This window comes from Bacillus sp. MSP13 (genome assembly GCF_000815295.1).
In the GTDB taxonomy this organism is placed as follows: domain Bacteria; phylum Bacillota; class Bacilli; order Bacillales; family Bacillaceae; genus Bacillus; species Bacillus vallismortis.
Map to the genome: position 1 here is coordinate 213,088 of NZ_JXAQ01000011.1, position 24,472 is coordinate 237,559.

The window sequence follows — 24,472 nt, forward strand, 5'->3', positions numbered from 1 at the left end:
CATGCTTTAACGGCTAACCTTCGTTACAGGTCGAAAGCTGGATTCTTCATGAAGAATCAACAAGAGTGGTACCGCGGTCAGCCTAAGGCTCGTCGTCTCTTTGTCTATTAGATTAGATAGGAGACGGCGGGCTTTTTTGTTTTTGAAAACGATAAGGGGAGATAGTAGAGGATGAAAAAGGACAATCAGACGTTAAAACGCACGATGACGTCCCGCCATATTATGATGATGGCGCTGGGCGGAGCAATCGGTGCAGGTTTATTTAAAGGAAGCAGCTCGGCGATCGATGTGGCGGGGCCTTCTGTCATTATCGCTTACCTGCTCGGCGGCATTATTTTGCTGTTTATTATGCAAGGGCTCGCGGAAATGGCTGTGCGCAACCGAAATGCAAGAACCTTCCGGGATCTTGTCCAGCAGGTGTTAGGAAATTACGCTGCTTATTTTTTGGACTGGATATATTGGAAAATGTGGGTGCTCAACATTGCGGCTGAAGCTGTCGTCGCTGCGATTTTCATTCAATATTGGCTGCCGGGCTGCCCGATCTGGGTTCTGGCATTAGGGATATCTCTAGTCGTCACGGTTGTGAACTTGCTTTCTGTTAAAATCTTCGCCGAAACCGAATATTGGCTGGCCATGATCAAAATTACCGTTATTATTCTCTTTATTATATTAGGATTATTGCTCTTATTTGTATCATTCGGTGATCATACAGCTGCCGGGTTCTCAAACCTGACAGAGCACGGCGGATTTTTCCCGCACGGCGGCACAGGGCTGATTACGGCGATGCTTGTCGTGATCTACTCTTACGGTGGTACAGAAATTATCGGTGTCACGCTTGCCGAAACAAAGAATCCGGAAAAAGTTGTCCCGAAAGCTGTCCGCAGTACATTGACACGGATTGTCGCGTTCTACCTGCTGCCGTTTTTCATCATCGTCAGCCTGATTCCATGGAATAAAGTCAATTCTGTCCCGGAAAGCCCCTTTGTCATGGTCTTTCACTTGGTAGGCATTCCCGGCGCGGATCATATTATGAATGCAGTCATCCTGCTGGCGATCATTTCTTCCATGAATTCAGGTTTATATGGATCATCACGCATTTTGTATACGCAGGCTACTGACGGAAGGCTTCCGAAGGTCTTTTCGAAGCTTTCATCGAAAAACGTGCCAATGTTTGCGATTCTGATGTGCACTTCCTCCCTTTATATTGGCGTCTTGATTTCTCTATTCGCAGGAAGCCAAACGTTTGATTACTTAATGGGATCACTGGGGTATACCGTATTATTCATTTGGCTGATCATCGGATTCGCCCATTTGAAATCAAGAAAGAACCAAACAGAAACACCGGCCTATTATGTAAAGTGGTTTCCGTACACCACATGGTTTGCGATTCTGGCGTTACTTGCCATTCTGATCGGAGTTATTCTGACAACGTCAATTGTCATCACCAGCATTACTGCGGTGATCTACCTTTTGATTACAGTTGTATATGTGGTCAAAGGACGTAAGCATCAGTAAATAAGGAACCCTCTTGTCTCATCTGATAGAGGGTTTTGATGATTGTATGCCTTCTCATTTACCCCGCCGCTTTCTATGCTTTTGATTTTGAATTCCCGAGGCTGATGCTCGTCCCATCAGAAGCTGTTCATAATCAAGAAAGCGACTTGGCTTGCTTCTCCTGAAACAAGCCAGCCGAGCGCAATAACGAGGAATGATTGGGATGGCACAGGAATGTTTGGGGCTGAATAATAGTGCAAATCGTTTGTGTTATATTGTTCGAATTTCATCGAATCAAATTCTTTTATTCCTGAATGCAGTTGTGTTATGGTGTGAGAGAAGTCCTTTCATTCATGACTTGACAGCTTGAGGCTGTTTACTGATAACACATTTGCAAAGGAGAACAATATGTCTAACAACCAACGCAAAGATACCTTGCTTTCTGTTTTGAATTTATCTCCGGTTGTTCAGGGAGGAACGGTTGCGGATTCATTCCGAAATAGCATGGACTTAGCGCGCCGTGCGGAGGAATGGGGCTACCACCGCTATTGGCTTGCTGAGCATCATAATATAGAAGGTGTCGCAAGCTCTGCCACCGCGGTTCTGATTGGCCATATTGCCGGTGGCACAAAGAAAATCCGCGTCGGTTCCGGCGGTATTATGCTTCCGAACCATTCTTCATTAGTGATTGCTGAGCAATTCGGCACACTTGAAACGCTTTATCCCGGACGGATTGATCTGGGGCTCGGACGTGCGCCGGGAACAGACCAATTGACAGCAAGAGCGCTCCGCAGAAACATCAACAGCGGTGAAGATTTTCCAGAACAATTAGAGGAACTGCGCAATTACTTTAAACCATCGGGAAATGTGCGTAATCAAGTCCGCGCCATTCCGGGAGAAGGCGTTGATGTGCCGATTTGGCTGCTGGGTTCAAGCGGCTTCAGCGCCCGTTTGGCAGGTGAACTGGGCCTTCCGTTTGCATTCGCTGCCCACTTCTCGCCGGCAAATACTGTTCCCGCTCTGGAGCTGTACCGCAATTCCTTTACGCCGTCAGAAGTGCTCGATGAACCGTATGCAATGGTTGGCGTTACGATTATCGCGGCAGATACAAACGAGAAAGCGCAGCACCTTGCGACATCGCATTACCAAAGATTTCTTGACCTTGTCCGCGGCACGCCGAACCAGCTGAAGCCGCCTGTTGAGGATATGGATCACATTTGGAGCCCGTATGAAAAAGCGATGGTCAATGAGCAGCTGAGCTCGACGATTGTCGGCGGTCCGGAAGAAGTGAAGGCGAAGCTCGAAGACTTTGTCAACACAACGCAAGCTGACGAAATTATGGTCAACTCAGAAACCTTCGAACACGCAGACAGAATGCGTTCGTTTGAAATCATCGCAGACGTGTGGAAAAATAGATAACAGCTATAAAAAAAGCAATGTAGCGGGAAGACCCATACATTGCTTTTTTATTTATCCAGTTTTCTGGTCGATTGCCGAATGATCAACTCAGGCTCAAATACGACATCCTCTTGCTTCGGTTTTTTATGCTCTAAGCAGTCAATGACATATTTCGCGGCCGCTTTTCCAAGCGCGGATTTCGGGTGCTTGACAGAGGTTAATTTCACCTCGGAGATTTGGGCAAAATGCGAATCATCATACCCAACGATAGACATATCTTCAGGCACTTTAATATCCATCTCCCGCAGTATATCAATGACCTTCAGCGCGATTTCATCGTTATAGCAAAGAATAGCAGTCGGCATGTTTTTGCTGTTTTTCTGCAGCGTCTTTTTCACTTTCTCCAACAGCTTCGATTCCTTTTCCTCTGTCGTAAAGGTCACGATCATATCCGGAGAAGGAAATAACTCCCGCTCCCGATGCGCCTGTATAAATCCGTTCATCCGCTTGACACCTTGCGTATCATCAGCTTTGAAAATGCCCATCATGTGCGTGTGGCCGAGAGTAAGCAAGTAATCCGCCGCCATCATCCCGCCTTTCACATCATCTAACGTAAAACTCGGTGCGGCAAGCTCGGCGTATGACGCGTTCATCATCGCAAAAGGGATGCCGTTTTTCTCCAAATTCAGATAGTAGCCGATATTCGGGGTTTGCAGGGCGCTTTTTGTCGGTTCCACAATAAGTCCGTCAATATGCTGTGACAGGAGGTTTTCTAATCCTCTTCGTTCATTGTCCGGATTGTTGTTTGTGCTTGTCAAAAGCATAGAATAGCCCTGCTCGCTTAAATAAGACTCAATTCCCCTAATGATGCTCGGAAAAATATAGTCTGATATGTAGGTTGTCAGAACACCAATCGTTTTATTTGAATGCAGCGCTGACTTAGCGGAGCGTGAAGCGACAAAGGTGCCTCCCCCTTGCACGCTGTACAGCAGACCTTGTGATACAAGGTCTCCGATCGCTTTGCGGATGGTATGCCGGCTGACGCCGAATTGCTGCATTAATTCGTTTTCGGTAGGGATCTTTTGATCGGGCAGTATTTTACCTTGATTAATCCATGAACTGATTGCTTCTTTTACTTGCGCGTATTTTGGTAACATTTTTCCATTCCTCCAAAATGTATACGGACAAATTTTAGTATATCACAGCATTCTTTGTAAGAAAACATTGACAGAAAATGCAAACAGGATTATCCTATATTTGTACGTACTAATTAAATGAAATTTTCCTTAAATTTTTATATAAGTACGTACAATTAAAGAAGTAAATGTAAACGCTTTACTTAACACTCGGGAGGGCAGGGAAATGAAGAATACTCCAACTCAATTAGAACCAAATGCTCCTGTAACAAGAGGCCATTCAATGGGATTTGTTATTTTAATCTCATGTGCGGCTGGACTTGGCGGCTTACTGTACGGCTATGACACGGCAGTGATTTCAGGCGCCATCGGTTTTCTGAAAGATTTATACAGCCTAACTCCATTTATGGAAGGGCTTGTGATTTCCAGCATTATGATCGGAGGAGTGGCGGGCGTCGGAATATCCGGATTTTTAAGCGACAGGTTCGGCCGGAGAAAAATTTTAATGACAGCCGCTTTGTTGTTTGCGATATCGGCCATCGTTTCAGCGCTTTCTCAAGATGTATCTACCTTAATTATTGCAAGGATTATCGGAGGCCTCGGGATTGGGATGGGATCATCTCTATCTGTGACGTACATTACAGAAGCGGCGCCGCCCGCCATACGCGGAAGCCTTTCCTCCTTATATCAGCTCTTTACGATATTGGGTATTTCCGCTACGTACTTTATTAATCTCGCTGTGCAGCGCTCCGGAACATACGAATGGGGTGTGCACACCGGATGGAGATGGATGCTCGCTTATGGAATGGTGCCGTCCGTGATCTTTTTCCTCGTATTGCTCGTCGTGCCGGAAAGCCCGAGGTGGCTGGCGAAAGCGGGCAAAACAACAGAAGCGTTAAAGATACTGACACGTATTAATGGAGAAACTGTCGCAAAAGAAGAATTAAAGAACATTGAGAAATCTTTAAAAATAGAACAAATGGGATCGTTGTCCCAGCTGTTTAAGCCGGGTCTCAGAAAGGCGCTTATCATTGGAATCCTGCTGGCGTTGTTTAACCAAGTCATCGGCATGAACGCGATCACTTACTATGGGCCGGAAATCTTTAAAATGATGGGATACGGGCAAAACGCCGGATTTGTGGCAACCTGTATCGTCGGTGTTGTAGAAGTTATTTTTACCGTTATTGCGGTGCTGTTGATTGATAAAGTAGGACGGAAAAAATTGATGTCCATCGGATCTGCTTTTATGGCCATCTTTATGATCTTAATCGGAACGTCGTTCTACTTTCAGTTAACAAACGGACTTATGCTGATCTTCTTTATTTTAGGTTTTGTGGCGGCATTTTGTGTGTCTGTAGGACCGATCACATGGATTATGATTTCTGAAATCTTCCCGAACCACCTGCGTGCGCGGGCCGCGGGGATTGCGACCATCTTTTTATGGGGAGCAAACTGGGCGATCGGACAGTTTGTGCCGATGATGATCGACTCATTCGGGCTCGCCTATACATTCTGGATCTTTGCGGTGATTAACATTCTTTGCTTCCTGTTTGTCGTAACGATCTGCCCGGAAACGAAGAACAAATCGCTCGAAGAAATCGAAAAGCTCTGGATAAAATGAAAACGCTTTATAGAATAAAGCCCTTTCGCTGGAAAGGGCTTTTTATGTTGGGATGCACCTTTTATCGTTTTCTGTATAAGATAAGATATATAGGGAAAAATATAGCTGGATAAACACCGCTGCATGAAAACTCTGCGAATATTGTCGATGATTTGGCTCTTAACAGTTGAATAAACAATTCCACCCTGTTAAAATAATTAAGGAAAGCAGAGGTAATTTTTTTTGGCTATGATGGGACGTTTTTTGTCATAGCGGGACATATAATGTCCAGCAAAAAAAGGAAGGAACGTTTGAGTCATGAACCAGTTACTACAAGCTCAAAAAAAATTATTGCCTGATCTTCTGCTCGTTATGCAAAAGAGGTTTGAAATCTTGCAGTATATCAGGCTGACAGAACCCATCGGGCGAAGAAGCCTGTCTGCCAGTCTTGAAATCAGCGAACGTGTGCTGAGGGGCGAGGTTCAGTTTTTAAAAGAACAGAATCTGGTCGATATCAAAACAAACGGCATGACTTTGACAGAAGAGGGCTATGAACTGCTTTCGGTTCTGGAAGATACGATGAAAGATGTTTTAGGTTTGACTCTTTTGGAAAAGACATTAAAAGAACGTTTAAATCTAAAGGATGCCATTATCGTGTCCGGAGACAGCGATCAATCCCCTTGGGTCAAAAAAGAAATGGGAAGAGCAGCTGTCACATGTATGAAAAAAAGATTTTCAGGCAAAAATATCGTCGCTGTAACTGGCGGTACGACAATTGAAGCTGTCGCCGACATGATGACGCCGGATTCTAAAAACCGCGAGCTTTTGTTTGTGCCTGCGAGAGGCGGTTTAGGTGAAGACGTGAAAAACCAGGCGAACACCATATGCGCGCATATGGCGGAGAAGGCTTTAGGCACTTACCGGCTTTTGTTTGTTCCGGGACAGCTGTCACAAGGCGCCTATTCATCTATTATTGAAGAGCCTTCTGTCAAAGAGGTGCTGAACACCATTAAATCAGCGAGTATGCTGGTTCACGGAATCGGTGAAGCTAAAACGATGGCTCAGCGGAGAAACACACCTTTAGAAGACATAAAGAAAATCGATGATAACAACGCGGTGACAGAAGCGTTCGGCTACTATTTTAATGCGGACGGCGAAGTGGTCCACAAAGTGCATTCTGTCGGAATGCAGCTGGATGACATAGACGCCATCCCCGATATTATTGCGGTAGCAGGTGGTTCATCAAAAGCCGAGGCGATCGAGGCTTACTTTAAAAAGCCCCGCAACACGGTTCTCGTCACAGACGAAGGAGCCGCAAAGAAGTTATTAAGGGATGAATAATCCCTCAATATAAATATCTCTCACTTATTTAAAGGAGGAAATAATCATGGCAGTAAAAGTCGGTATTAACGGTTTTGGTCGTATTGGACGTAACGTATTCCGCGCAGCATTAAACAATCCTGAAGTTGAGGTAGTAGCGGTTAACGATTTAACAGATGCTAATATGCTGGCTCACCTTTTACAATATGATTCTGTACACGGAAAATTAGACGCTGAAGTTTCAGTTGACGGTAACAACCTTGTTGTTAACGGCAAAACAATTGAAGTTTCTGCTGAACGCGATCCTGCTAAACTTAGCTGGGGCAAACAAGGCGTTGAAATCGTAGTTGAATCTACTGGTTTCTTCACAAAACGCGCAGACGCTGCGAAGCACTTAGAAGCTGGCGCGAAAAAAGTAATCATCTCTGCTCCTGCTAACGAAGAAGATATCACAATCGTTATGGGTGTTAACGAAGATAAATACGATGCGGCTAACCACGATGTTATCTCTAACGCATCTTGCACAACAAACTGCCTTGCGCCGTTTGCAAAAGTACTTAACGACAAATTCGGCATCAAACGCGGTATGATGACAACTGTTCACTCTTACACGAACGATCAGCAAATCCTTGATCTTCCGCACAAAGACTACCGTCGTGCGCGTGCAGCAGCTGAAAACATCATCCCAACATCAACTGGTGCTGCGAAAGCAGTTTCTCTAGTTCTTCCTGAACTAAAAGGCAAACTGAACGGCGGAGCAATGCGTGTTCCTACTCCAAACGTATCTCTAGTTGACTTGGTTGCTGAACTGAACCAAGAAGTAACAGCTGAAGATGTAAACGCAGCTCTTAAAGAAGCGGCTGAAGGCGATCTTAAAGGAGTTCTTGGCTACAGCGAAGAGCCATTAGTTTCTGGCGACTACAACGGAAACAAAAACTCTTCTACAATCGATGCGCTTTCTACAATGGTTATGGAAGGCAGCATGGTAAAAGTAATCTCTTGGTACGATAACGAAAGCGGCTACTCTAACCGCGTTGTTGACCTTGCAGCTTACATCGCAAAACAAGGTCTTTAATTTATAGCTGAAAAAAGGACCTGACTTGGTTCTTTTGAATAGAAGCGCTATAATGAAAGCGGACAAGGGAAGGGGACGGACTCCCTTTCCCTTTTTCCATGAAGACCGGCTTTCAGAAAACGTTCTGTGATAGAGAAACGGCCGCGTTTTTTATCAGTTTTTGCCGGCGCTTTCGCCGAAGGCTGCTGCCCTGGCTTTTGGACGAACTGCCCTGTGCCGAAAAAGACTGTGATCTGCCCTGGCGGAGTTATCGCTTGACCAGACGGTTTCACGTTTTTCGTGCTGTATGCAAACCACTTTGAAGGAGGATCTCCTAGGCATGAATAAGAAAACTCTCAAAGACATCGACGTAAAAGGCAAAGTTGTATTCTGCCGCGTTGACTTTAACGTTCCAATGAAAGACGGGGAAGTAACAGACGATACACGTATCCGTGCTGCGCTTCCAACAATCAAACACCTTGCAGAACAAGGCGCGAAAGTCCTGCTGGCGAGCCACTTAGGCCGTCCGAAAGGCGAAGTGGCTGAGGAGCTTCGTTTAACTCCTGTCGCTGCACGTCTCGGCGAACTGCTTGGCAAAGAAGTGAAAAAAGCGGATGAAGCTTACGGCGATGCTGTAAAAGCACAAATTTCCGAAATGAAGGATGGAGACGTTCTTGTATTGGAAAACGTACGCTTCTACCCTGGTGAAGAGAACAATGATCCTGAGCTTGCAAAAGCGTTTGCTGAGCTTGCAGATGTATATGTAAATGACGCATTTGGTGCTGCCCACCGTGCTCACGCATCTACAGCTGGAATTGCCGAGCATCTGCCAGCAGTTGCAGGTTTCTTAATGGAAAAAGAGCTTGATGTACTCGGAAAAGCGGTTTCTAACCCTGACCGCCCGTTCACAGCGATCATCGGCGGAGCGAAAGTAAAAGACAAAATCGGCGTGATCGAAAGTCTTCTTGATAAAGTAGACAACCTGATCATCGGCGGAGGTCTTGCTTATACATTCGTAAAAGCGCTTGGCTATGAAGTCGGTAATTCTCTTCTTGAAGAGGATAAAATCGACCTTGCGAAGTCATTTATGGACCGCGCGAAAGAAAAAGGCGTTAATTTCTACATGCCTGAAGATGTACTCGTTGCAGATGATTTCTCTAACGATGCAAACGTGAAAATGGTGCCGATCTCTGAAATCCCTAGTGATTTAGAAGCAATCGACATCGGTACAAAAACACGCGAAACGTATGCTGACGTCATCAAAAACAGCAAACTTGTCGTGTGGAACGGACCGATGGGCGTATTCGAAATCGATTTGTTCGCTCAAGGAACAAAAGCGGTTGCGGAAGCATTGGCAGAGGCGAAAGATACATACTCTGTCATCGGCGGAGGAGACTCTGCGGCAGCGGTTGAAAAATTCGGCCTTGCTGACAAAATGAGCCACATCTCAACTGGCGGCGGCGCATCCCTTGAGTTTATGGAAGGTAAAGAGCTTCCAGGGGTAGCTGCACTTAACGATAAATAATCTTAAAACTGCTATAAGGAAGTGGAACAGATGAGAAAACCAATTATCGCCGGTAACTGGAAAATGAACAAAACACTCGGCGAAGCTGTCAGCTTCGTTGAAGAAGTAAAATCTTCCATTCCAGCAGCAGACAAAGCGGAAGCTGTTGTTTGCGCGCCAGCGCTTTTCTTAGAAAAGCTTACTTCTGCTGTGAAAGGCACTGACCTTAAAGTCGGCGCACAAAACATGCACTTCGAAGAAAACGGCGCGTTCACAGGCGAAATCAGCCCGGTTGCTCTTAACGACCTTGGCGTTGACTACTGCGTCATTGGTCATTCTGAGCGCCGTGAAATGTTCGCCGAAACGGATGAAACAGTTAACAAAAAAGCACACGCTGCTTTCAAACACGGCATTGTGCCGATCATCTGTGTGGGTGAAACGCTTGAAGAGCGTGAAGCCGGCAAAACAAATGATCTTGTTGCTGACCAAGTAAAAAAAGGCCTTGCTGGTCTTTCTGAAGAACAAGTTGCTGCTTCTGTTATTGCGTATGAGCCAATCTGGGCAATCGGAACAGGCAAATCTTCTACAGCGAAAGATGCGAACGACGTGTGTGCGCACATCCGTAAAACCGTCGCTGAAAGCTTCAGCCAAGAAATTGCAGACAAGCTTCGCATTCAATATGGCGGAAGCGTAAAGCCTGCAAACATTAAAGAATATATGGCAGAGTCCGATATTGACGGTGCTTTGGTCGGCGGCGCGAGCCTTGAGCCACAGTCATTCGTTCAATTATTGGAGGAAGGTCAATATGAGTAAAAAACCAGCTGCACTCATCATTCTTGATGGGTTCGGATTACGTAACGAAACAGTAGGGAACGCAGTCGCTTTAGCGAAAAAACCGAATTTTGACCGCTACTGGAATCAGTATCCTCATCAAACATTGACTGCTTCAGGCGAGGCTGTCGGCCTTCCTGACGGACAGATGGGGAACTCCGAAGTGGGTCACTTAAATATCGGCGCGGGCCGTATTGTGTACCAAAGCTTAACACGCGTAAATGTTGCCATTCGCGAAGGGGAGTTTGAGCGCAATCAAACATTCCTTGACGCAATTACCAGCGCGAAAGAAAACGACAAAGCCCTGCACCTGTTTGGCCTTTTATCAGACGGAGGTGTGCACAGCCACATCAATCATTTGTTCGCATTGTTAAAGCTTGCGAAAAATGAAGGGCTGACAAAGGTTTACATCCATGGTTTCCTTGACGGCCGTGATGTAGGTCCGCAAACAGCGAAGACGTACATTAAGCAGCTGAACGAACAAATCGAGGAAATCGGTGTCGGAGAAATCGCCAGCATTTCCGGACGCTACTACTCAATGGACCGCGACAAACGCTGGGACCGTGTAGAAAAAGCGTACCGCGCAATGGCGTATGGCGAAGGCCCGACATACCGCAGCGCAATGGATGTGGTTGATGATTCATATGCGAACGGAATCTATGATGAGTTCGTGATTCCATCCGTCATCACAAAAGAAAACGGTGAGCCTGTTGCGACAATCCAAGACGGCGATTCTGTCATTTTCTATAATTTCAGACCGGACCGCGCCATCCAGATTTCCAACACGTTCACAAATAAAGACTTCCGTGACTTCGATCGCGGCGAGAATGTTCCGAAGAACCTGCATTTCGTCTGCCTGACTCACTTCAGTGAAACCGTTGACGGATATGTAGCGTTTAAACCGATAAATCTTGATAACACAGTCGGAGAAGTATTATCTCAAAATGGATTAAAACAGCTTCGAATTGCAGAGACTGAAAAGTATCCGCATGTCACGTTCTTTATGAGCGGCGGCCGTGAAGCTGAATTCCCGGGTGAAGAGCGTATTCTCATCAACTCGCCTAAAGTTGCAACATATGACTTGAAGCCTGAAATGAGTGCGTATGAAGTGAAGGACGCGCTTGTCAAAGAAATTGAAGCTGACAAGCATGACGCGATCATTTTGAACTTCGCAAACCCTGATATGGTCGGCCACTCCGGAATGGTTGAACCAACAATTAAAGCAATTGAAGCAGTGGACGAATGCTTAGGCGAAGTCGTTGACGCGATTCTCGCTAAAGGCGGACACGCGATCATTACCGCTGATCACGGTAATGCTGACATTCTGATTACAGAATCAGGCGATCCGCACACTGCGCATACGACAAACCCAGTCCCTGTCATTGTGACGAAAGAAGGCGTCACGCTGCGTGAAGGCGGAATCCTAGGCGACCTTGCACCAACGTTGTTAGACCTTCTCGATGTTGAAAAACCGCAAGAAATGACAGGAACATCGTTAATTCAAAAATAATTTGAAATCAAAAGGAGAGACAAAACTCATGCCATACATTGTTGATGTTTATGCACGCGAAGTATTAGACTCCCGCGGTAACCCAACAGTTGAAGTTGAAGTATATACAGAAACAGGAGCTTTTGGCCGCGCATTAGTGCCAAGCGGAGCTTCTACAGGTGAATACGAAGCAGTTGAGCTTCGTGACGGCGACAAAGACCGTTACCTTGGAAAAGGCGTGTTAACGGCTGTTAACAACGTAAACGAACTCATTTCTCCAGAGCTTCTTGGCTTTGATGTAACTGAACAAAACGCAATCGATCAGCTTTTAATCGAGCTTGACGGTACTGAAAACAAAGGCAAACTTGGTGCGAACGCAATCCTTGGCGTATCTATGGCTTGTGCGCGCGCGGCTGCTGATTTCTTACAGATTCCTCTTTACCAATACCTTGGAGGATTCAACTCAAAAACACTCCCTGTACCGATGATGAACATCGTAAACGGCGGAGAGCACGCTGACAACAACGTTGATATTCAAGAATTCATGATCATGCCTGTAGGTGCTCCTAACTTCCGTGAAGCACTTCGTATGGGCGCTCAAATCTTCCACAGCCTGAAATCAGTTCTTTCTGCTAAAGGAATGAACACAGCTGTAGGTGATGAAGGCGGATTCGCTCCAAACCTTGGTTCTAACGAAGAAGCGCTTCAAACAATCGTTGAAGCAATTGAAAAAGCCGGCTTCAAACCTGGCGAAGAAGTGAAACTTGCAATGGATGCTGCATCTTCTGAGTTCTACAACAAAGAAGACGGCAAATACCATCTGTCTGGCGAAGGCGTTGTGAAAACATCTGCTGAAATGGTTGACTGGTACGAAGAAATGGTTTCTAAATACCCAATCATCTCTATCGAAGACGGACTTGACGAAAACGACTGGGAAGGCCACAAGCTTCTTACTGAGCGTCTTGGCAAAAAAGTTCAGCTTGTTGGTGACGATCTCTTCGTTACAAACACGAAAAAACTTGCTGAAGGCATCAAAAACGGCGTAGGCAACTCTATCCTGATCAAAGTAAACCAAATCGGTACATTGACTGAAACATTCGATGCGATCGAAATGGCGAAACGCGCAGGCTACACAGCTGTTATCTCTCACCGTTCTGGTGAAACAGAAGACAGCACAATCGCTGACATCGCTGTGGCAACAAACGCAGGACAAATCAAAACAGGTGCTCCGTCTCGTACGGACCGTGTTGCGAAATACAACCAGCTTCTTCGCATCGAAGATCAGTTGGCTGAAACTGCTCAATACCACGGCATTAACACGTTCTACAACTTGAATAAGTAATAAAATGACCGCCGGGATCTTCTCGGCGGTTTTTTTGTGCAAACATTCCTAACGTCAACCTTATTCTCCTTCTATTTCATTACCTTGGTTTGGTAATTAGTATTCATTTTATTTCTTTTTAAAGGAATCAATACAGCAGAACCGAAAAGAAAGGAGTGAATAAGAGGAGGAATGTAGAGATGAAAATGATATTGATGTCAGCAGTACTGGCCGGAAGCGTCATATGGGGCGCTTCAGCTGAACAGCAGAACGAGACACAGTCTCATTCTGTTTATGAAATAGCCCCGTTGTTTGATGAAGAGCATGCTTATGAAACCATTCATGAGCTTAGTGAAATCATAGGCCCGAGAGAAACAGGAACAGAGAAAGAAAAAGAAGCGGCATCATATGTATCGAAACGGCTTCAAGATGAGGGATTAGCCGTCCGCACTCAGGCGTTTCATGTGAAGACATATTTTTCTGGTTCAATCATGGCAGGCGATCAGGAATATCCAATGCGGTCAGCAGATAAGACCGCTGTTGAAAAGGAAGAGAAACTAGAAGCTGCCGTCTTTGACGGAGGCTATGGGTTAAGCCTCGAAGTAAAAGAAGCAAAAGGAAAAATAGCCGTTATGAGAGAGGGAAAAATACCAGTATCTCAAAAACTAATAAATGCCCAAGCTGCCGGCGCAAAGGCTGCCATTATTTATAACCGCAAAACAAAACCTCTCGCGATCCGTCCGGTACAACCAAAACAAATCACAATACCGACAGCCGGAATGAAAAAAGAAGATGGAGAAGCTTTACTGAAAGAAAAGCAGGCTGTTATTCAATTTAAGAACTATCAAAACCGCACTTCACAAAATATAATAGGGACGCGCAAAGCGCAGCACACAAAACACCCCGATATCATTTATGTAACTGCTCACTACGATACAGTTAAAGGTGCACCTGGCGCTGATGATAATGCATCAGGCACATCTGCTGTACTGGAGATGAGTAAGCAAAGCAACCACCTTCCCAAGAACAAAGAAATCCGTTTTATCTTATTCGGAGCAGAAGAACTGTGGTCGGCGGGATCTTCATATTATGTCAGTACGCTTACCTCGGATGAAATCAGACACAGCCGTGCAAACTTTAACGCTGATATGATTGCGACTGACTGGAAAGAAGCAAGCCAAATGTATATAACGACCCCGGATGGCAAGGAAAATGCAAGTACCAATTATGCAGTAAATGCTGCCCGGAAAGCAAAGCTTGAAGCACCTCGTCTCACACAGCTGGGATACTCCGATCACGTGTCATTTTATGAAGCGGGCATACCTTCGGCTAATTGGATTTGGCTCAGCCCGGATACAAAAGAGCCTGGCCCATGGTATCACACCGAAAATGACAACATTACACATGTCAGTAAAGAAAGATTGAAGGAAGCGGGGCAGCTCTTGTTATCTGCTGTTAAAGAGGCAAATATAGAGTGAAAAACAGGCTTCGGCCTGTTTTTAAAATTTTCACTATATTCTATCAAATAAGGGATATTTTCTCATTTTCAACCTAATAAAGCTCTTATCATAGGTATAAAAAATATTAGTTATTAGTAAATCGCATCATTATTTCCTAGAAAATAAAAGGATACAAAACTCATTTACCGTTTTTTTACTTTTGTTATAATGGCAGTATCGATCGATAATTGTTTAATTTTGTAAAGATATATCCTTTTCTATCTTATAGGGGGGCCAAAAATGAATCCTGTCACAAAAGAAGCTCGAAACCTCGGTCATAAGCGGTTTTTAGAATTGATTGAAGCAAAACAGGCTGTTGTAGGTGTGTTGGGGATGGGATATGTGGGGTTTCCTCTCGCATTGGAATGTGTCAATAAAGGATACAGCGTCATCGGCTTCGATAGGAACAGCGAAAAAGTTTCTTTGTTGAAAGATGGGCACAGCCATATTCGGGATATAGACGATAACCAATTAAAAGAGGCGCTGCACACAGAGCGTTTTCAGGTGAGCGATAATATGTCTCTTATTGAACAATGCGACATTATTGTGATATGTGTCCCGACACCTTTGAACAAAAAAGACAAAATTCCCGATCTTAGCTACATAGACAGTGCAGTTGACACCATGCTGGCTTATGGAAGGCCAAATCAGCTTTTAATTTTAGAAAGTACAACCTATCCCGGGACAACCAAACAAAAAATCGCTGATAGAATGGCATCAGGGCGGCAGGTGAACATAGGCTCCGACTTTTTTATAGCTTATTCTCCTGAACGAATTGATCCTGGAAACAGCCAATATGAAGTTGCCGATATCCCTAAAGTAGTCGGCGGAATGACCCGGAATTGCACAAAACTTGCCTCAGCGTTTTACAACACCATCGTTACAAGCATTCATCCAGTAACCTCACCAGAAGTAGCTGAAACAGCTAAACTCCTAGAGAATACCTACCGTTATGTAAATATAGCTCTCATCAATGAAATGGCACTCAATTGCCGAGAACTTGATATAGATATATGGGAAGTGATCAATGCGGCAGACACGAAGCCGTTCGGGTTTCAAAAGTTCAGCCCCGGCCCTGGCGTAGGCGGCCATTGTATACCGATTGATCCTTTTTATTTTAAATGGATAGCCAATCAAAAAGGATTGCAGACAAAGCTGATTGATTTAGCGGATGAGATCAATTCCGAAATGCCATTTTCAGTGTCCGATTATGCCATGAAGCTGGTTGATAAAGAACAATGCAGTATTTTACTAATAGGTGCCGCTTATAAAAAAAATACCAATGATTCTCGTGAGTCTTCTGCATTTGCCATTATAGGTGATCTGATGAAAAAGGGATGCACGATAGATTACTATGATCCTTTTATCAGCGAAATCCGCTTGGAAGACGGCAGCATCAAGCACTCCGTCCCTTTTACGAAGGAGCAGGTCAATCAATATGATGTCGTCATTATCCATACTGATCATGATGATATCAATTACAGTATATTGAGGGATGCAGATCCTATTATTTTTGATACCAGAAATATTTGCAGAGAAAAAATGACTGACTATGTAAACCTTGTCACACTATAGGAGGGAACGATCATTAGTAAACAATTTATCTCTTTTCACAGACCTGATATCACAAATGAAGAGCTGGAAACTGTAGCAGAAACGATCAAGTCAGGATGGATTTCAAAAGGCCCGAAGGTGATTGAATTTGAAAAAAAGCTGGGCGACTATTTAGGCGCGGAGCACGTAATCAGCTGTAATTCAGGAACAGCTGCCTTGCATATGGCATTGCTTGCACTCGGTGTAGGAGAAGGCGATGAAGTCATTGTTCCAAGCTTCACGTTTTGTTCAAGTGTAAACGTCATTCTGCATGTCGGAGCAACCCCGGTTTTTGCCGACATTTGCGAGGATGATTTATGTATAGATCCTGAAGATGTCAGACAAAAACTTTCTCCACGCACAAAGGCGGTCATTGCGGTTCATTTTGCAGGTTATCCGGCAAATTTGGATGAACTTAGCAGCATTTGCAAGGAAAATGGACTGTATTTGATTGAAGATGCCGCACACGCGCTTGGGACCCGGTATAAAGGGAAGATGATCGGCACACATGGAGATGCCGTATGCTTCAGCTTTTATGCCACCAAAAATATAACGACGGGGGAAGGAGGAGCCCTTATTCTTAAGGATGAGGAAGCGGCCGAGAGAGCAAGACTGTATGGGTGGCACGGCATTACAAAAAATGCTTGGAACCGTTACGGTGAAAAAGGCAGCTGGCGATATGATGTGTTACTTCCCGGCTTTAAGTACAACATGACAGACATCCAGGCTGCGCTTGGACTCATTCAATTGAAACGAGCTGCTGAGATCCAAGAAAAACGGACGAGAATCGCAAACTATTATGCGTCTGAGCTTACAAATCAATCAGAAAGAGCAGAACTTCCTTTAGCAGACATCCCAAGTCATATCACTCACGCTTGGCATTTGTTTATTCTCCGGGTGAAAAAACGCGGGGAAATGGACCGGGACCAGTTTATTGAACATATGAAAGCGAAACATATTGGCTTGAGTGTCCATTTCATCCCTGTGCATATGCATCCCTACTATAAAGAGCATTTTCCCGCAAAGCTGCCGGTAACTGAACGCATCTTTCCTGAAATTGTATCACTGCCTCTTTATAGCCAATTATCGAAAGAAGATTGTCAATATATCGTTCAATCCATTAAAGAAGTTTTATCTTTAAGTCAGGAGGTCGGACTATGAAACACATTGCTATCTTAGGCGGAGCGGGCTTTATAGGAAGTGAATTAGCGGCTCTATTACAAAATAAGGGATATCATACGATCATCGCTGATCAAAAAAAGCCGGATTTTCAGGCGGAATTCCGGCAAACGAATATTTTAGACCGTCAATCGCTTCGGGAATCATTAAAAGGTGCAGATGCTGTCGTTCATTTAGCGGCAATGGTCGGAGTTGACAGCTGCCGCAGCAATGAAGAGGACGTAATCAAGGTGAATTTTGAGGGAACGAAAAACGTAACGGAGATATGCAAGGAGCTAGGAATCAAGACTCTTCTTTTTTCCTCCAGCTCAGAGGTATTCGGGGATTCGCCCGATTATCCGTATATGGAGTCAAGCAAGAAGCTCCCTAAATCCGCTTATGGAAAAGCAAAATTGAAGTCAGAGGAATATGTGAGGGAACAGGCATCAGACTCGTTGCATGTCAGGGTTGTCCGGTACTTTAATGTATACGGCCCGAAGCAGCGGGAGGACTTTGTCATTAACAAGTTCTTCAGTTTGGCTGAATCTGGCGCGGAGCTTCCTCTATATGGAGACGGCGGCCAAATCAGATGCTTCAGCTATATTAGCGATATCGTGAACGGAACATATCTGGCACTTCTGCACAAAGGCAGTGCTTTTGAAGATTTCAACATAGGAAACGATTTGCCAATCAGCATAAAAGGATTGGCAGAGAAAATCAATGTCATGACAGGCAGGAAGAAAGATAATTACACCTTTAAAAAGCTGGGTGAGGATGGCGTCAGAGGGAAAGACATTGAAATTTTCAAACGTGCTCCCTCGATCGAGAAGGCAAAGCGCCTGCTTGGATACGCTCCTAAAGTTCACCTTGAGGAAGGCCTGAGGATGATTAAAATTGAAAGACAAAAACAAAAACTTCCATTATCCTGAAAATCCGAAACAGATCAAGTTTCCCATTTATGCGGGGCAGCTTTCAGGCAAAAGCTTTTTCCCGCATTTCATTTCAGCTAAAAGAACAACTTTGGCAGAAAAATTGGAAAAACGCTATGGAAAGGGAATCGAATTGACTACGAGCGGCAGTGCGGCGTTAGTGCTTGCGCTGACATTTTCCGGAGCTGGGCTTGGAAAAGAAGTGATTTTTTCATCATTCAGCTGTCCGAATGTCATTGATGCTGTGCTTCAATCCGGAGCCTCGCCGGTTTTTGCCAATCTGGATGATGATTTATCCCTATCTTTTGAAGATGTGAAAAACAAAGTGACCGATAGAACATGCGCTGTCATTTTGACACACGTCTACGGCCGGAAGGAAAACATGGAACTTATTGAGTGGGTGAAAGAGAAGCGTATTCGTATCATTGACGATGCCGCTCAAGCTATGTTTACAAGACAAGCAGGAACTTTTGCAGGCGGTTTGGGGGATTTCGGCATCTTGAGCTTTGGACCGTCAAAGCCCCTCGGCAGTATCGGGGGCGGAGCGTTAATCGCTCGGAAAGATGTTCTGGACAAAAACGGCAGGCTGCCGATGGAACAGCGAAAGCAAGTCAATGCTGATTATTATGCTTATATGAGACAGCAGCGAATACAGGCTTTGATGAGGTCAAGGACTCTATCTTTCTTGTTCAGAAAAACGGGTGTTCAGACTTCTATGAAAACGAGCAAGCTTGAAGTCCTTCCGAAAACACCTGCTACTGTCCCTTTATTGCGAATGCATCCGGTGAGACAAGCTATCATCGAGCAACAGTTGACAAAGATGGAGCGGCTGGTGAAAGACTCATCTGAAAATTTGGAGACGGCAAGGTCCATTTTGGCACGGGCAGAAGCGTTATACGGGATCAAGATGATTCAGCCCCAGCAAGGAGAAAGCCTGAACTATTTGACAATCGTCTTTCCTCATGAAGGTGAAAGGTACGACTGCTCCGTTTATTTAGCGTCAAAAGGGATTCAAACCTGCTGGAACTATCTTCCCCTTCACCTTATTCCGCTGTATCAGCCTTATTCACGGCAAGGGGATGAGCATTCTCTTTGGAAACGAGTTCTTTCACTGCCGTTCAAACCGCCTCTTGGTACAGAGCAGGTGAAGGATATTGCTGAAACTGTTTTAGCGTATGCAGAGCAAAAGAATAAGAAATGAATGTTGGTGATATATCGTGCAAAAAACAGCAAATATTGTAACTCGTCAAGCATGGGATCGGGCCGCTGGCATATTTCAGACTGGATTGTTTCAAAGCTATGATTGGGGGAAGCTCATGGAAGAGCTCCCTAATACCTCGTTTCACCCCATTAAGCTGACATCGGACGGCGGACAAGTGATCTATGTTCCAGTGTTTGAGCAGGATGGCTTGCTCAGCGGCAATATGATCGGATACGGAGGCGTCATTTCAGACCGTCCGGTTTCATTCAAATGGCTGCAAGGCAAAATCAAAGCATTATTTGGGCAAAAATTATCGCGGCTCCTGCTTCCGCACGGCCAAACTTCTTTTATCGAAGAAACGGGGGAACAATGGGCGGAGAAAGCAACACACATTTTGCCGCTTCCCGATACATTCGAAGAGCTATGGACAAACTGTTCGGGAAAAGCTCGGACTGCCGTTAGATATGCGGAGAAGAAAAATGTGTCCGTCCGCCTAATCGGACAGGAATCAATTCATGAATTTTACGAATTGTATAAGGCGCATACAGCAGCTATCGGTGCAGCCTATATGCTCAGTCAGGACTTTTTTCAAAAGCTGCTAGAAAGCCTTGGAAGGCAAGTCTTTTGGGTAGGGGCATTTGTTGAGAGTGAAATGATCAGCAGCAGTATTTTTCTATATGACCATTCCCATTTCTATTATTGGCAGAATGTAAACAGCCCCGCCGGTAAAGAAACACAGGCCTCTTATTTGTTAATGCGGAACGCTTTATCATTCGCCATCGGCAAGAAGCTTCAATGGGTTGATTTTGGATATTCTCACAGTAAAGAAATTGCCAGACCGAAACGATATTGGGGAGCTGAAGAGAAACGATGTCGACATTTCACAGAAGCGGAGTAAAAGTCGTAAGCGGCCATCAATCCAGTTACCTCCCATGGTATGGTTTTTTTGAAAAAATCCATCAATCAGATGTATTTGCGATTCACGATACAGCCCAGTTTGAGAAAAAGGGATTTCTCAATCGGAACAGGATCAAAACTTCTCAAGGCCCGATGTGGCTGACTGTGCCTCTGCAGATGAAAAATTATAAGGATATCGAGCTTCGTGATATGAAAATCGATCAAGAACAAGACTGGCGTAAGAAACATTGGATGGCGATTAAAATGAATTATGCAAAGGCACCCTATTTCGAGGAATATCAAATGTTTTTTAAAGATGTTTATCAGCGGGAATGGGAGTACCTTCACGATTTAAATATGTTTATCATTGATTTTTTTCTGCGGGAACTTCGTATATCGACGCCGATTTGCTATGTTTCGGAGCTCGAATGCCGGAAGGAAAAAAAGAGTGATTTTGTGCTCGCGCTTTGTAAAGAACTCGGGGCTGATCACTATTATTCAGGCAGCCAAGGATCAGACTATTTAATAGAAAGCGATTTTAATAGAAACGGAATTACGATCGAATACCAGCAAATCAGGACAATACATTATCCGCAATTATTCGGAGAGCACATTCCTCATCTCTCTATGCTTGATCTGCTTATGAATTGCGGGGCGGATATGTCCGAGGCGTTAGTCAAAGGGGGACAATATGATGAAAGTAATGGTATTTGCGGCGCATCCGGACGATGAAATTATCGGCGTCGGCGGAGCATTGGCGAAACATGTCCGTCAAGGAGACAGTGTGTCGGCTGTCATTATGGCTGAGGGAAAATCGTCTAGAAAAGAAGACTATGAAAGACCTGGTGATTCGGCCATGCAGCATTCCTATAGTGAAACAGAGCAAGCGCTTAGCACGCTTGGCATAAGCGATTTTGTCAGGTTAAATCTGCCTGATAACAGGCTTGATTCAATGGATTTGCTGGATGTGGTAAAAGAAGCAGAAAAACAAATTGAACGGTTTCAGCCGGATATTGTATATACACAATACGGGGGTGACATTAATATTGACCACGCCGTCGTGTTCAGAGCGGTGATGACGGCAACCCGCCCGCTCCCAGGCCATTCCGTAAAACAGGTTCTCGCATACGAAACCTTATCCTCGACTGAGTGGAACTACTTGAAGAAGGATCAATTCCATGCGAATTTCTTCATTAATATAGAAGAAGAGCTTGAGCTGAAGTTGAAGGCTATGGCGTGCTATGGTTCGGAGTTGAGGGATTTCCCGCATCCGCGGTCCTTGCAAGCGATAGAAAATAACGCATACGTATGGGGAGCTAAATCCGGTTTTTCTGCAGCAGAAGCATTTATGCTTGTGAGAGGGACGTGGTGACGGATGATTGCGCAAATACCGTTTTTCGGGTTAGATCCGAAGCAAATTGATAAAAAGTGGGTTGAAGCAGGATACGGTCTTGAAGCCAATATTTTTGACGGAAAATCGTTTGAAGCAACAGATTATGTGAAAACCTTTAAGCGGACACTTGATTACACAAAACAGCTTGAGCCGTCATTATTGACCCTTCATTTTCCAACCGACAATGCGGATTATGTTCACGAAGCGCATATAAAGAACCGTCTGCTGCATTTTGCTGAGCTTGCGGATCTGTACGGCGCTAAGGGCATCACTGTTCATGCCAACCAATTTATGTCCGTTGAAGAATTTCAAGGCTATGATTTAGAAGGAAACCGCAGAAAAATCATTGAATTTTTTGCGGCGTTTGATGATGAGCTGAAAGGGACAGATATTTGGATTGGAGTCGAAAATCTGCCGATTATCGGAAATCTGGGCGAAGACTTTGACCCGATATTTATTTATCCTGAGGATTTTGAGGAACTGACTCAGCTCGGTTTAAAACATATCGGCATTACATGGGATCTTTGTCATTGGGCCATTACTTATCAGACACATCTGTCATCATCACTTATGTTCAGGGATGAAAAGCTGAGATACCCTGATTTTTTTCAGTTTCTTAGCTTAAAGGACAGCATTAAACATTATCATTTCAGTTCGTTTCGCCAGCTAGCCTTCCCGCATGGTGATGTCCGCTGTTTTGAAGGGCGTCATCCCACTGAAGGAACGATTGATGAACGATTGCTCAGACAAGCGGCGGAGATGTTAAAGGACATACACCGCGGGGATGGCACGGGTATCGTATTTGAAGTGATGGAAGAGGACTATACACAAAGAAAAGAATCGTGGAGAACATTAGAATGGTTCGGCGGTGCTTCTGATGAAGATCAAAAACGGACATGATTCGTCATATCGAACACCAAATTATGCAAAGCTATGGTCTGCACAAGTATTTTCTTCCGCAGCGGATGGCGTCTGGCTCATTGCGCTTCCGCTCCTTGTGCTCGATTTGACCGGAAGTAAAATATTGGTCGGGGTGATTTCTTTTATCGAGCTCGTTCCCCTGACCTTCGGAATGTTTACAGGTCCCTTCATTGATTCTGTACGAAAAAAATCCATATTGTATTTGTGTAATACCGGAAGGGCCGTCATTATGATTCTTTTGGCAGTCCTTAGCGCGAATGGTTTGTTAACTGTATGGATCATTGGTGTATGTGCATTTTGTTTATCGCTGCAATCGATGCTCTTTTCCCCGGCGAAAGTGGCGCTTATTCCGCTGCTTGTTCCTCAAAAACATCTCGATCAAGCGACTTCTTTAATAAATACTAGCGAACTTATTGGTCTGATCGTCGGTAAGCTGATTAGCGGCATTTTGATTGCGGCAATTCCGTTCGGGCTGCTGTTTTTCATAAATGGAGCGGCATTTTTTGTATCCGCAGTATTGATTACTCTTATTCACATTTCAGAATCTGCCGGCCTAAAAAGCAAAGGGGCAGAAGCCCTTAAGACAGGATATAAAATGCTGAAAGGCAACTCATCTTGGATGACTTCTGTCGGTTATTTTTTTATCGTCAACCTTGTCATTGCCGGGTTTATTTCGGTCATGGGGCCGATTCTTGCAGTTGAACGTTTTCATGAAAACTATTCCGTATGGTTCGCCATCATGTATTCAATGTTTCAGGGAGGCATGCTCTTAGGCAATCTTGCCGTATTTTTTAAGTGGAATACGAAGCGGTTGGAACGGCTATATCCCAGAACGTTAACAGCGGTAGGGCTGCTCATGATGGTTTTGTTTTTTTCGCTTAACGGGCTGGAATGTGCCATTTTTTTGGCGCTGGGCATTATCATTTCATATATTGATGTGCAAACAGTTTTGTATTTTCAAAAGACGGTTCCGACTGAATACTTCGGAAGGATATTCGCGCTCATTTTTTCTATCGTAAAGATGGGAGAACCTCTATCAGCAGCTGTTTACACAGTGCTTCTTGTGTTCATGGACGCTGATTATATTTTTCTGTCTGTCGGTCTGACCCTCGCACTGACTTTTTTCATCCTGTCAGTGAGGCAGGGAATGCAGAGGGATGCCGGAAAAAAAGCGAATCAGTTTTTTTAAATTCTATGTGAAAGAGCTGCCGATGATCATACGGCAGCTCTTTTATTAAAGATCTAAATAAAGCCTCACCATATCGCGGCATTGAATTCCATTTTCAAAAATGTCCTCATCATAATGTCTGACAAAGAAATCATGGTCGATCGCCTGAAGGCGGAATCCGCATTTTTGGTAGAGAGAAAGCTGATGAATGCTGGAATTTCCCGTGCCGATTTCAATCGTGTCCGCACCCAGCTCCTTTGCCTTTTCGATGGCGTCTTGTACAAGCTGTTTGCCAAAGCCCTTCTTCTGATGAGATTCTTTTACGGCTATATTTACAATTTCAACTGTTTGCGGCCTCGTTTTGAGCAATACATAAACACCGGCAATTTCATCACCGGCCCAAGCTGTGTAACATTCTCCTCTCTCAAGATATTCATCTACAATGTCCTTCGACGGATCGGCAAGAAGCAATAGGTCGTATAATTCATCATTTGTTTTTTCTCTTATTTGAATCCTTAGCTTTTGCACGTTCATTCCACCTTTTCATATGTTTATCGAGATATTTT

23 protein-coding genes and 1 other annotated feature (1 of these 24 cut by a window edge) are annotated in these 24,472 nt (G+C 44.6%); of the genes, 19 read left to right on the top strand and 4 right to left on the bottom strand.

Annotated features, from left to right (window positions below):
• Nucleotides 1-103 (top strand) — a binding site (T-box leader); it begins 133 nt to the left of the window's first position.
• 68 nt (nucleotides 104-171) lie between these two features.
• Nucleotides 172-1,515, top strand: a complete 1,344-nt coding sequence (locus SC79_RS13285; RefSeq protein WP_039075454.1) for an amino acid permease — start codon at nucleotides 172-174, stop codon at nucleotides 1,513-1,515.
• A gap of 116 nt (nucleotides 1,516-1,631) precedes the next feature.
• On the opposite strand, the gene SC79_RS21155 is transcribed toward SC79_RS13285, so the two are convergent.
• Nucleotides 1,632-1,784, bottom strand: coding sequence for a hypothetical protein (locus tag SC79_RS21155; RefSeq protein WP_180298686.1), 153 nt, complete (start codon nucleotides 1,782-1,784; stop codon nucleotides 1,632-1,634).
• Between the two features lie 118 nt (nucleotides 1,785-1,902).
• Here SC79_RS21155 and SC79_RS13290 point away from each other — a divergent pair, with 118 nt between their 5' ends.
• Nucleotides 1,903-2,913: an LLM class flavin-dependent oxidoreductase gene (locus SC79_RS13290; protein ID WP_039075455.1), complete on the top strand. Its 1,011-nt coding sequence runs from the start codon at nucleotides 1,903-1,905 to the stop codon at nucleotides 2,911-2,913.
• Between the two features lie 47 nt (nucleotides 2,914-2,960).
• Here SC79_RS13290 and araR read toward each other — a convergent pair whose 3' ends face one another.
• Nucleotides 2,961-4,049, bottom strand: coding sequence for an arabinose utilization transcriptional regulator AraR (araR, locus tag SC79_RS13295; RefSeq protein WP_039075456.1), 1,089 nt, complete (start codon nucleotides 4,047-4,049; stop codon nucleotides 2,961-2,963).
• Between the two features lie 205 nt (nucleotides 4,050-4,254).
• Here araR and araE point away from each other — a divergent pair, with 205 nt between their 5' ends.
• From araE to gap, 3 genes are all read left to right on the top strand, one after another.
• Entirely contained in the window at nucleotides 4,255-5,649 is a 1,395-nt protein-coding gene (araE, locus tag SC79_RS13300; RefSeq protein WP_010328648.1) for an arabinose-proton symporter AraE, read from the top strand.
• 297 nt (nucleotides 5,650-5,946) lie between these two features.
• Nucleotides 5,947-6,969, top strand: a complete 1,023-nt coding sequence (gene cggR, locus SC79_RS13305) for a gapA transcriptional regulator CggR (RefSeq protein WP_039075457.1) — start codon at nucleotides 5,947-5,949, stop codon at nucleotides 6,967-6,969.
• 46 nt (nucleotides 6,970-7,015) lie between these two features.
• A complete protein-coding gene (gap, locus tag SC79_RS13310; protein ID WP_039075458.1) occupies nucleotides 7,016-8,023 on the top strand; it encodes a type I glyceraldehyde-3-phosphate dehydrogenase in 1,008 nt (335 codons plus the stop codon).
• Nucleotides 8,024-8,070: 47 nt separating this feature from the next.
• Here gap and SC79_RS21030 read toward each other — a convergent pair whose 3' ends face one another.
• Nucleotides 8,071-8,295 (bottom strand): hypothetical protein, encoded by a 225-nt coding sequence (locus SC79_RS21030; protein ID WP_039075459.1) that lies wholly within the window; start codon nucleotides 8,293-8,295, stop codon nucleotides 8,071-8,073.
• A gap of 47 nt (nucleotides 8,296-8,342) precedes the next feature.
• Here SC79_RS21030 and SC79_RS13320 point away from each other — a divergent pair, with 47 nt between their 5' ends.
• The 14 genes from SC79_RS13320 to SC79_RS13385 all read left to right on the top strand — a co-directional run bounded on the left by SC79_RS13320 (nucleotide 8,343) and on the right by SC79_RS13385 (nucleotide 23,927).
• Nucleotides 8,343-9,527 (top strand): phosphoglycerate kinase, encoded by a 1,185-nt coding sequence (locus tag SC79_RS13320; protein ID WP_039075460.1) that lies wholly within the window; start codon nucleotides 8,343-8,345, stop codon nucleotides 9,525-9,527.
• Between the two features lie 30 nt (nucleotides 9,528-9,557).
• Entirely contained in the window at nucleotides 9,558-10,319 is a 762-nt protein-coding gene (gene tpiA / locus SC79_RS13325; RefSeq protein WP_039075461.1) for a triose-phosphate isomerase, read from the top strand.
• Entirely contained in the window at nucleotides 10,312-11,847 is a 1,536-nt protein-coding gene (gene gpmI / locus SC79_RS13330; protein WP_039075462.1) for a 2,3-bisphosphoglycerate-independent phosphoglycerate mutase, read from the top strand. The genes tpiA and gpmI overlap by 8 nt, the downstream gene beginning before the upstream one ends.
• Before the next feature lie 28 nt (nucleotides 11,848-11,875).
• Nucleotides 11,876-13,168: a phosphopyruvate hydratase gene (eno, locus tag SC79_RS13335; protein ID WP_039075463.1), complete on the top strand. Its 1,293-nt coding sequence runs from the start codon at nucleotides 11,876-11,878 to the stop codon at nucleotides 13,166-13,168.
• Between the two features lie 179 nt (nucleotides 13,169-13,347).
• Nucleotides 13,348-14,625, top strand: coding sequence for a M20/M25/M40 family metallo-hydrolase (locus tag SC79_RS13340; RefSeq protein ID WP_039075464.1), 1,278 nt, complete (start codon nucleotides 13,348-13,350; stop codon nucleotides 14,623-14,625).
• Between the two features lie 261 nt (nucleotides 14,626-14,886).
• A complete protein-coding gene (locus SC79_RS13345; RefSeq protein ID WP_039075465.1) occupies nucleotides 14,887-16,221 on the top strand; it encodes a nucleotide sugar dehydrogenase in 1,335 nt (444 codons plus the stop codon).
• 48 nt (nucleotides 16,222-16,269) lie between these two features.
• Nucleotides 16,270-17,400: a DegT/DnrJ/EryC1/StrS family aminotransferase gene (locus SC79_RS13350; RefSeq protein ID WP_039075466.1), complete on the top strand. Its 1,131-nt coding sequence runs from the start codon at nucleotides 16,270-16,272 to the stop codon at nucleotides 17,398-17,400.
• The gene (locus SC79_RS13355; protein WP_039075467.1) at nucleotides 17,397-18,326 is read left to right on the top strand and encodes an NAD-dependent epimerase/dehydratase family protein; all 930 of its coding nucleotides are present in this window, start codon (nucleotides 17,397-17,399) and stop codon (nucleotides 18,324-18,326) included. The genes SC79_RS13350 and SC79_RS13355 overlap by 4 nt, the downstream gene beginning before the upstream one ends.
• Nucleotides 18,292-19,527 (top strand): DegT/DnrJ/EryC1/StrS family aminotransferase, encoded by a 1,236-nt coding sequence (locus tag SC79_RS13360; protein ID WP_039075468.1) that lies wholly within the window; start codon nucleotides 18,292-18,294, stop codon nucleotides 19,525-19,527. Before SC79_RS13355 ends, SC79_RS13360 begins: the two co-directional genes overlap by 35 nt.
• A gap of 16 nt (nucleotides 19,528-19,543) precedes the next feature.
• Nucleotides 19,544-20,425 carry a GNAT family N-acetyltransferase gene (locus SC79_RS13365; protein WP_039075469.1) on the top strand — a complete coding sequence of 294 codons (882 nt, stop codon included), beginning with the start codon at nucleotides 19,544-19,546 and terminating at the stop codon, nucleotides 20,423-20,425.
• The gene (locus SC79_RS13370) at nucleotides 20,398-21,156 is read left to right on the top strand and encodes a WbqC family protein (RefSeq protein ID WP_039075470.1); all 759 of its coding nucleotides are present in this window, start codon (nucleotides 20,398-20,400) and stop codon (nucleotides 21,154-21,156) included. Before SC79_RS13365 ends, SC79_RS13370 begins: the two co-directional genes overlap by 28 nt.
• The gene (locus SC79_RS13375; protein ID WP_052245604.1) at nucleotides 21,119-21,796 is read left to right on the top strand and encodes a PIG-L deacetylase family protein; all 678 of its coding nucleotides are present in this window, start codon (nucleotides 21,119-21,121) and stop codon (nucleotides 21,794-21,796) included. The genes SC79_RS13370 and SC79_RS13375 overlap by 38 nt, the downstream gene beginning before the upstream one ends.
• 3 nt (nucleotides 21,797-21,799) lie before the next feature.
• Nucleotides 21,800-22,717, top strand: a complete 918-nt coding sequence (locus SC79_RS13380) for a TIM barrel protein (RefSeq protein WP_039075472.1) — start codon at nucleotides 21,800-21,802, stop codon at nucleotides 22,715-22,717.
• On the top strand, nucleotides 22,695-23,927 hold the full coding sequence (locus tag SC79_RS13385; protein WP_039075473.1) for an MFS transporter: 1,233 nt from the start codon (nucleotides 22,695-22,697) through the stop codon (nucleotides 23,925-23,927). Before SC79_RS13380 ends, SC79_RS13385 begins: the two co-directional genes overlap by 23 nt.
• A 45-nt stretch (nucleotides 23,928-23,972) precedes the next feature.
• Here SC79_RS13385 and SC79_RS13390 read toward each other — a convergent pair whose 3' ends face one another.
• On the bottom strand, nucleotides 23,973-24,440 hold the full coding sequence (locus SC79_RS13390; RefSeq protein ID WP_082022701.1) for a GNAT family N-acetyltransferase: 468 nt from the start codon (nucleotides 24,438-24,440) through the stop codon (nucleotides 23,973-23,975).
• Nucleotides 24,441-24,472: the final 32 nt, after the last annotated feature.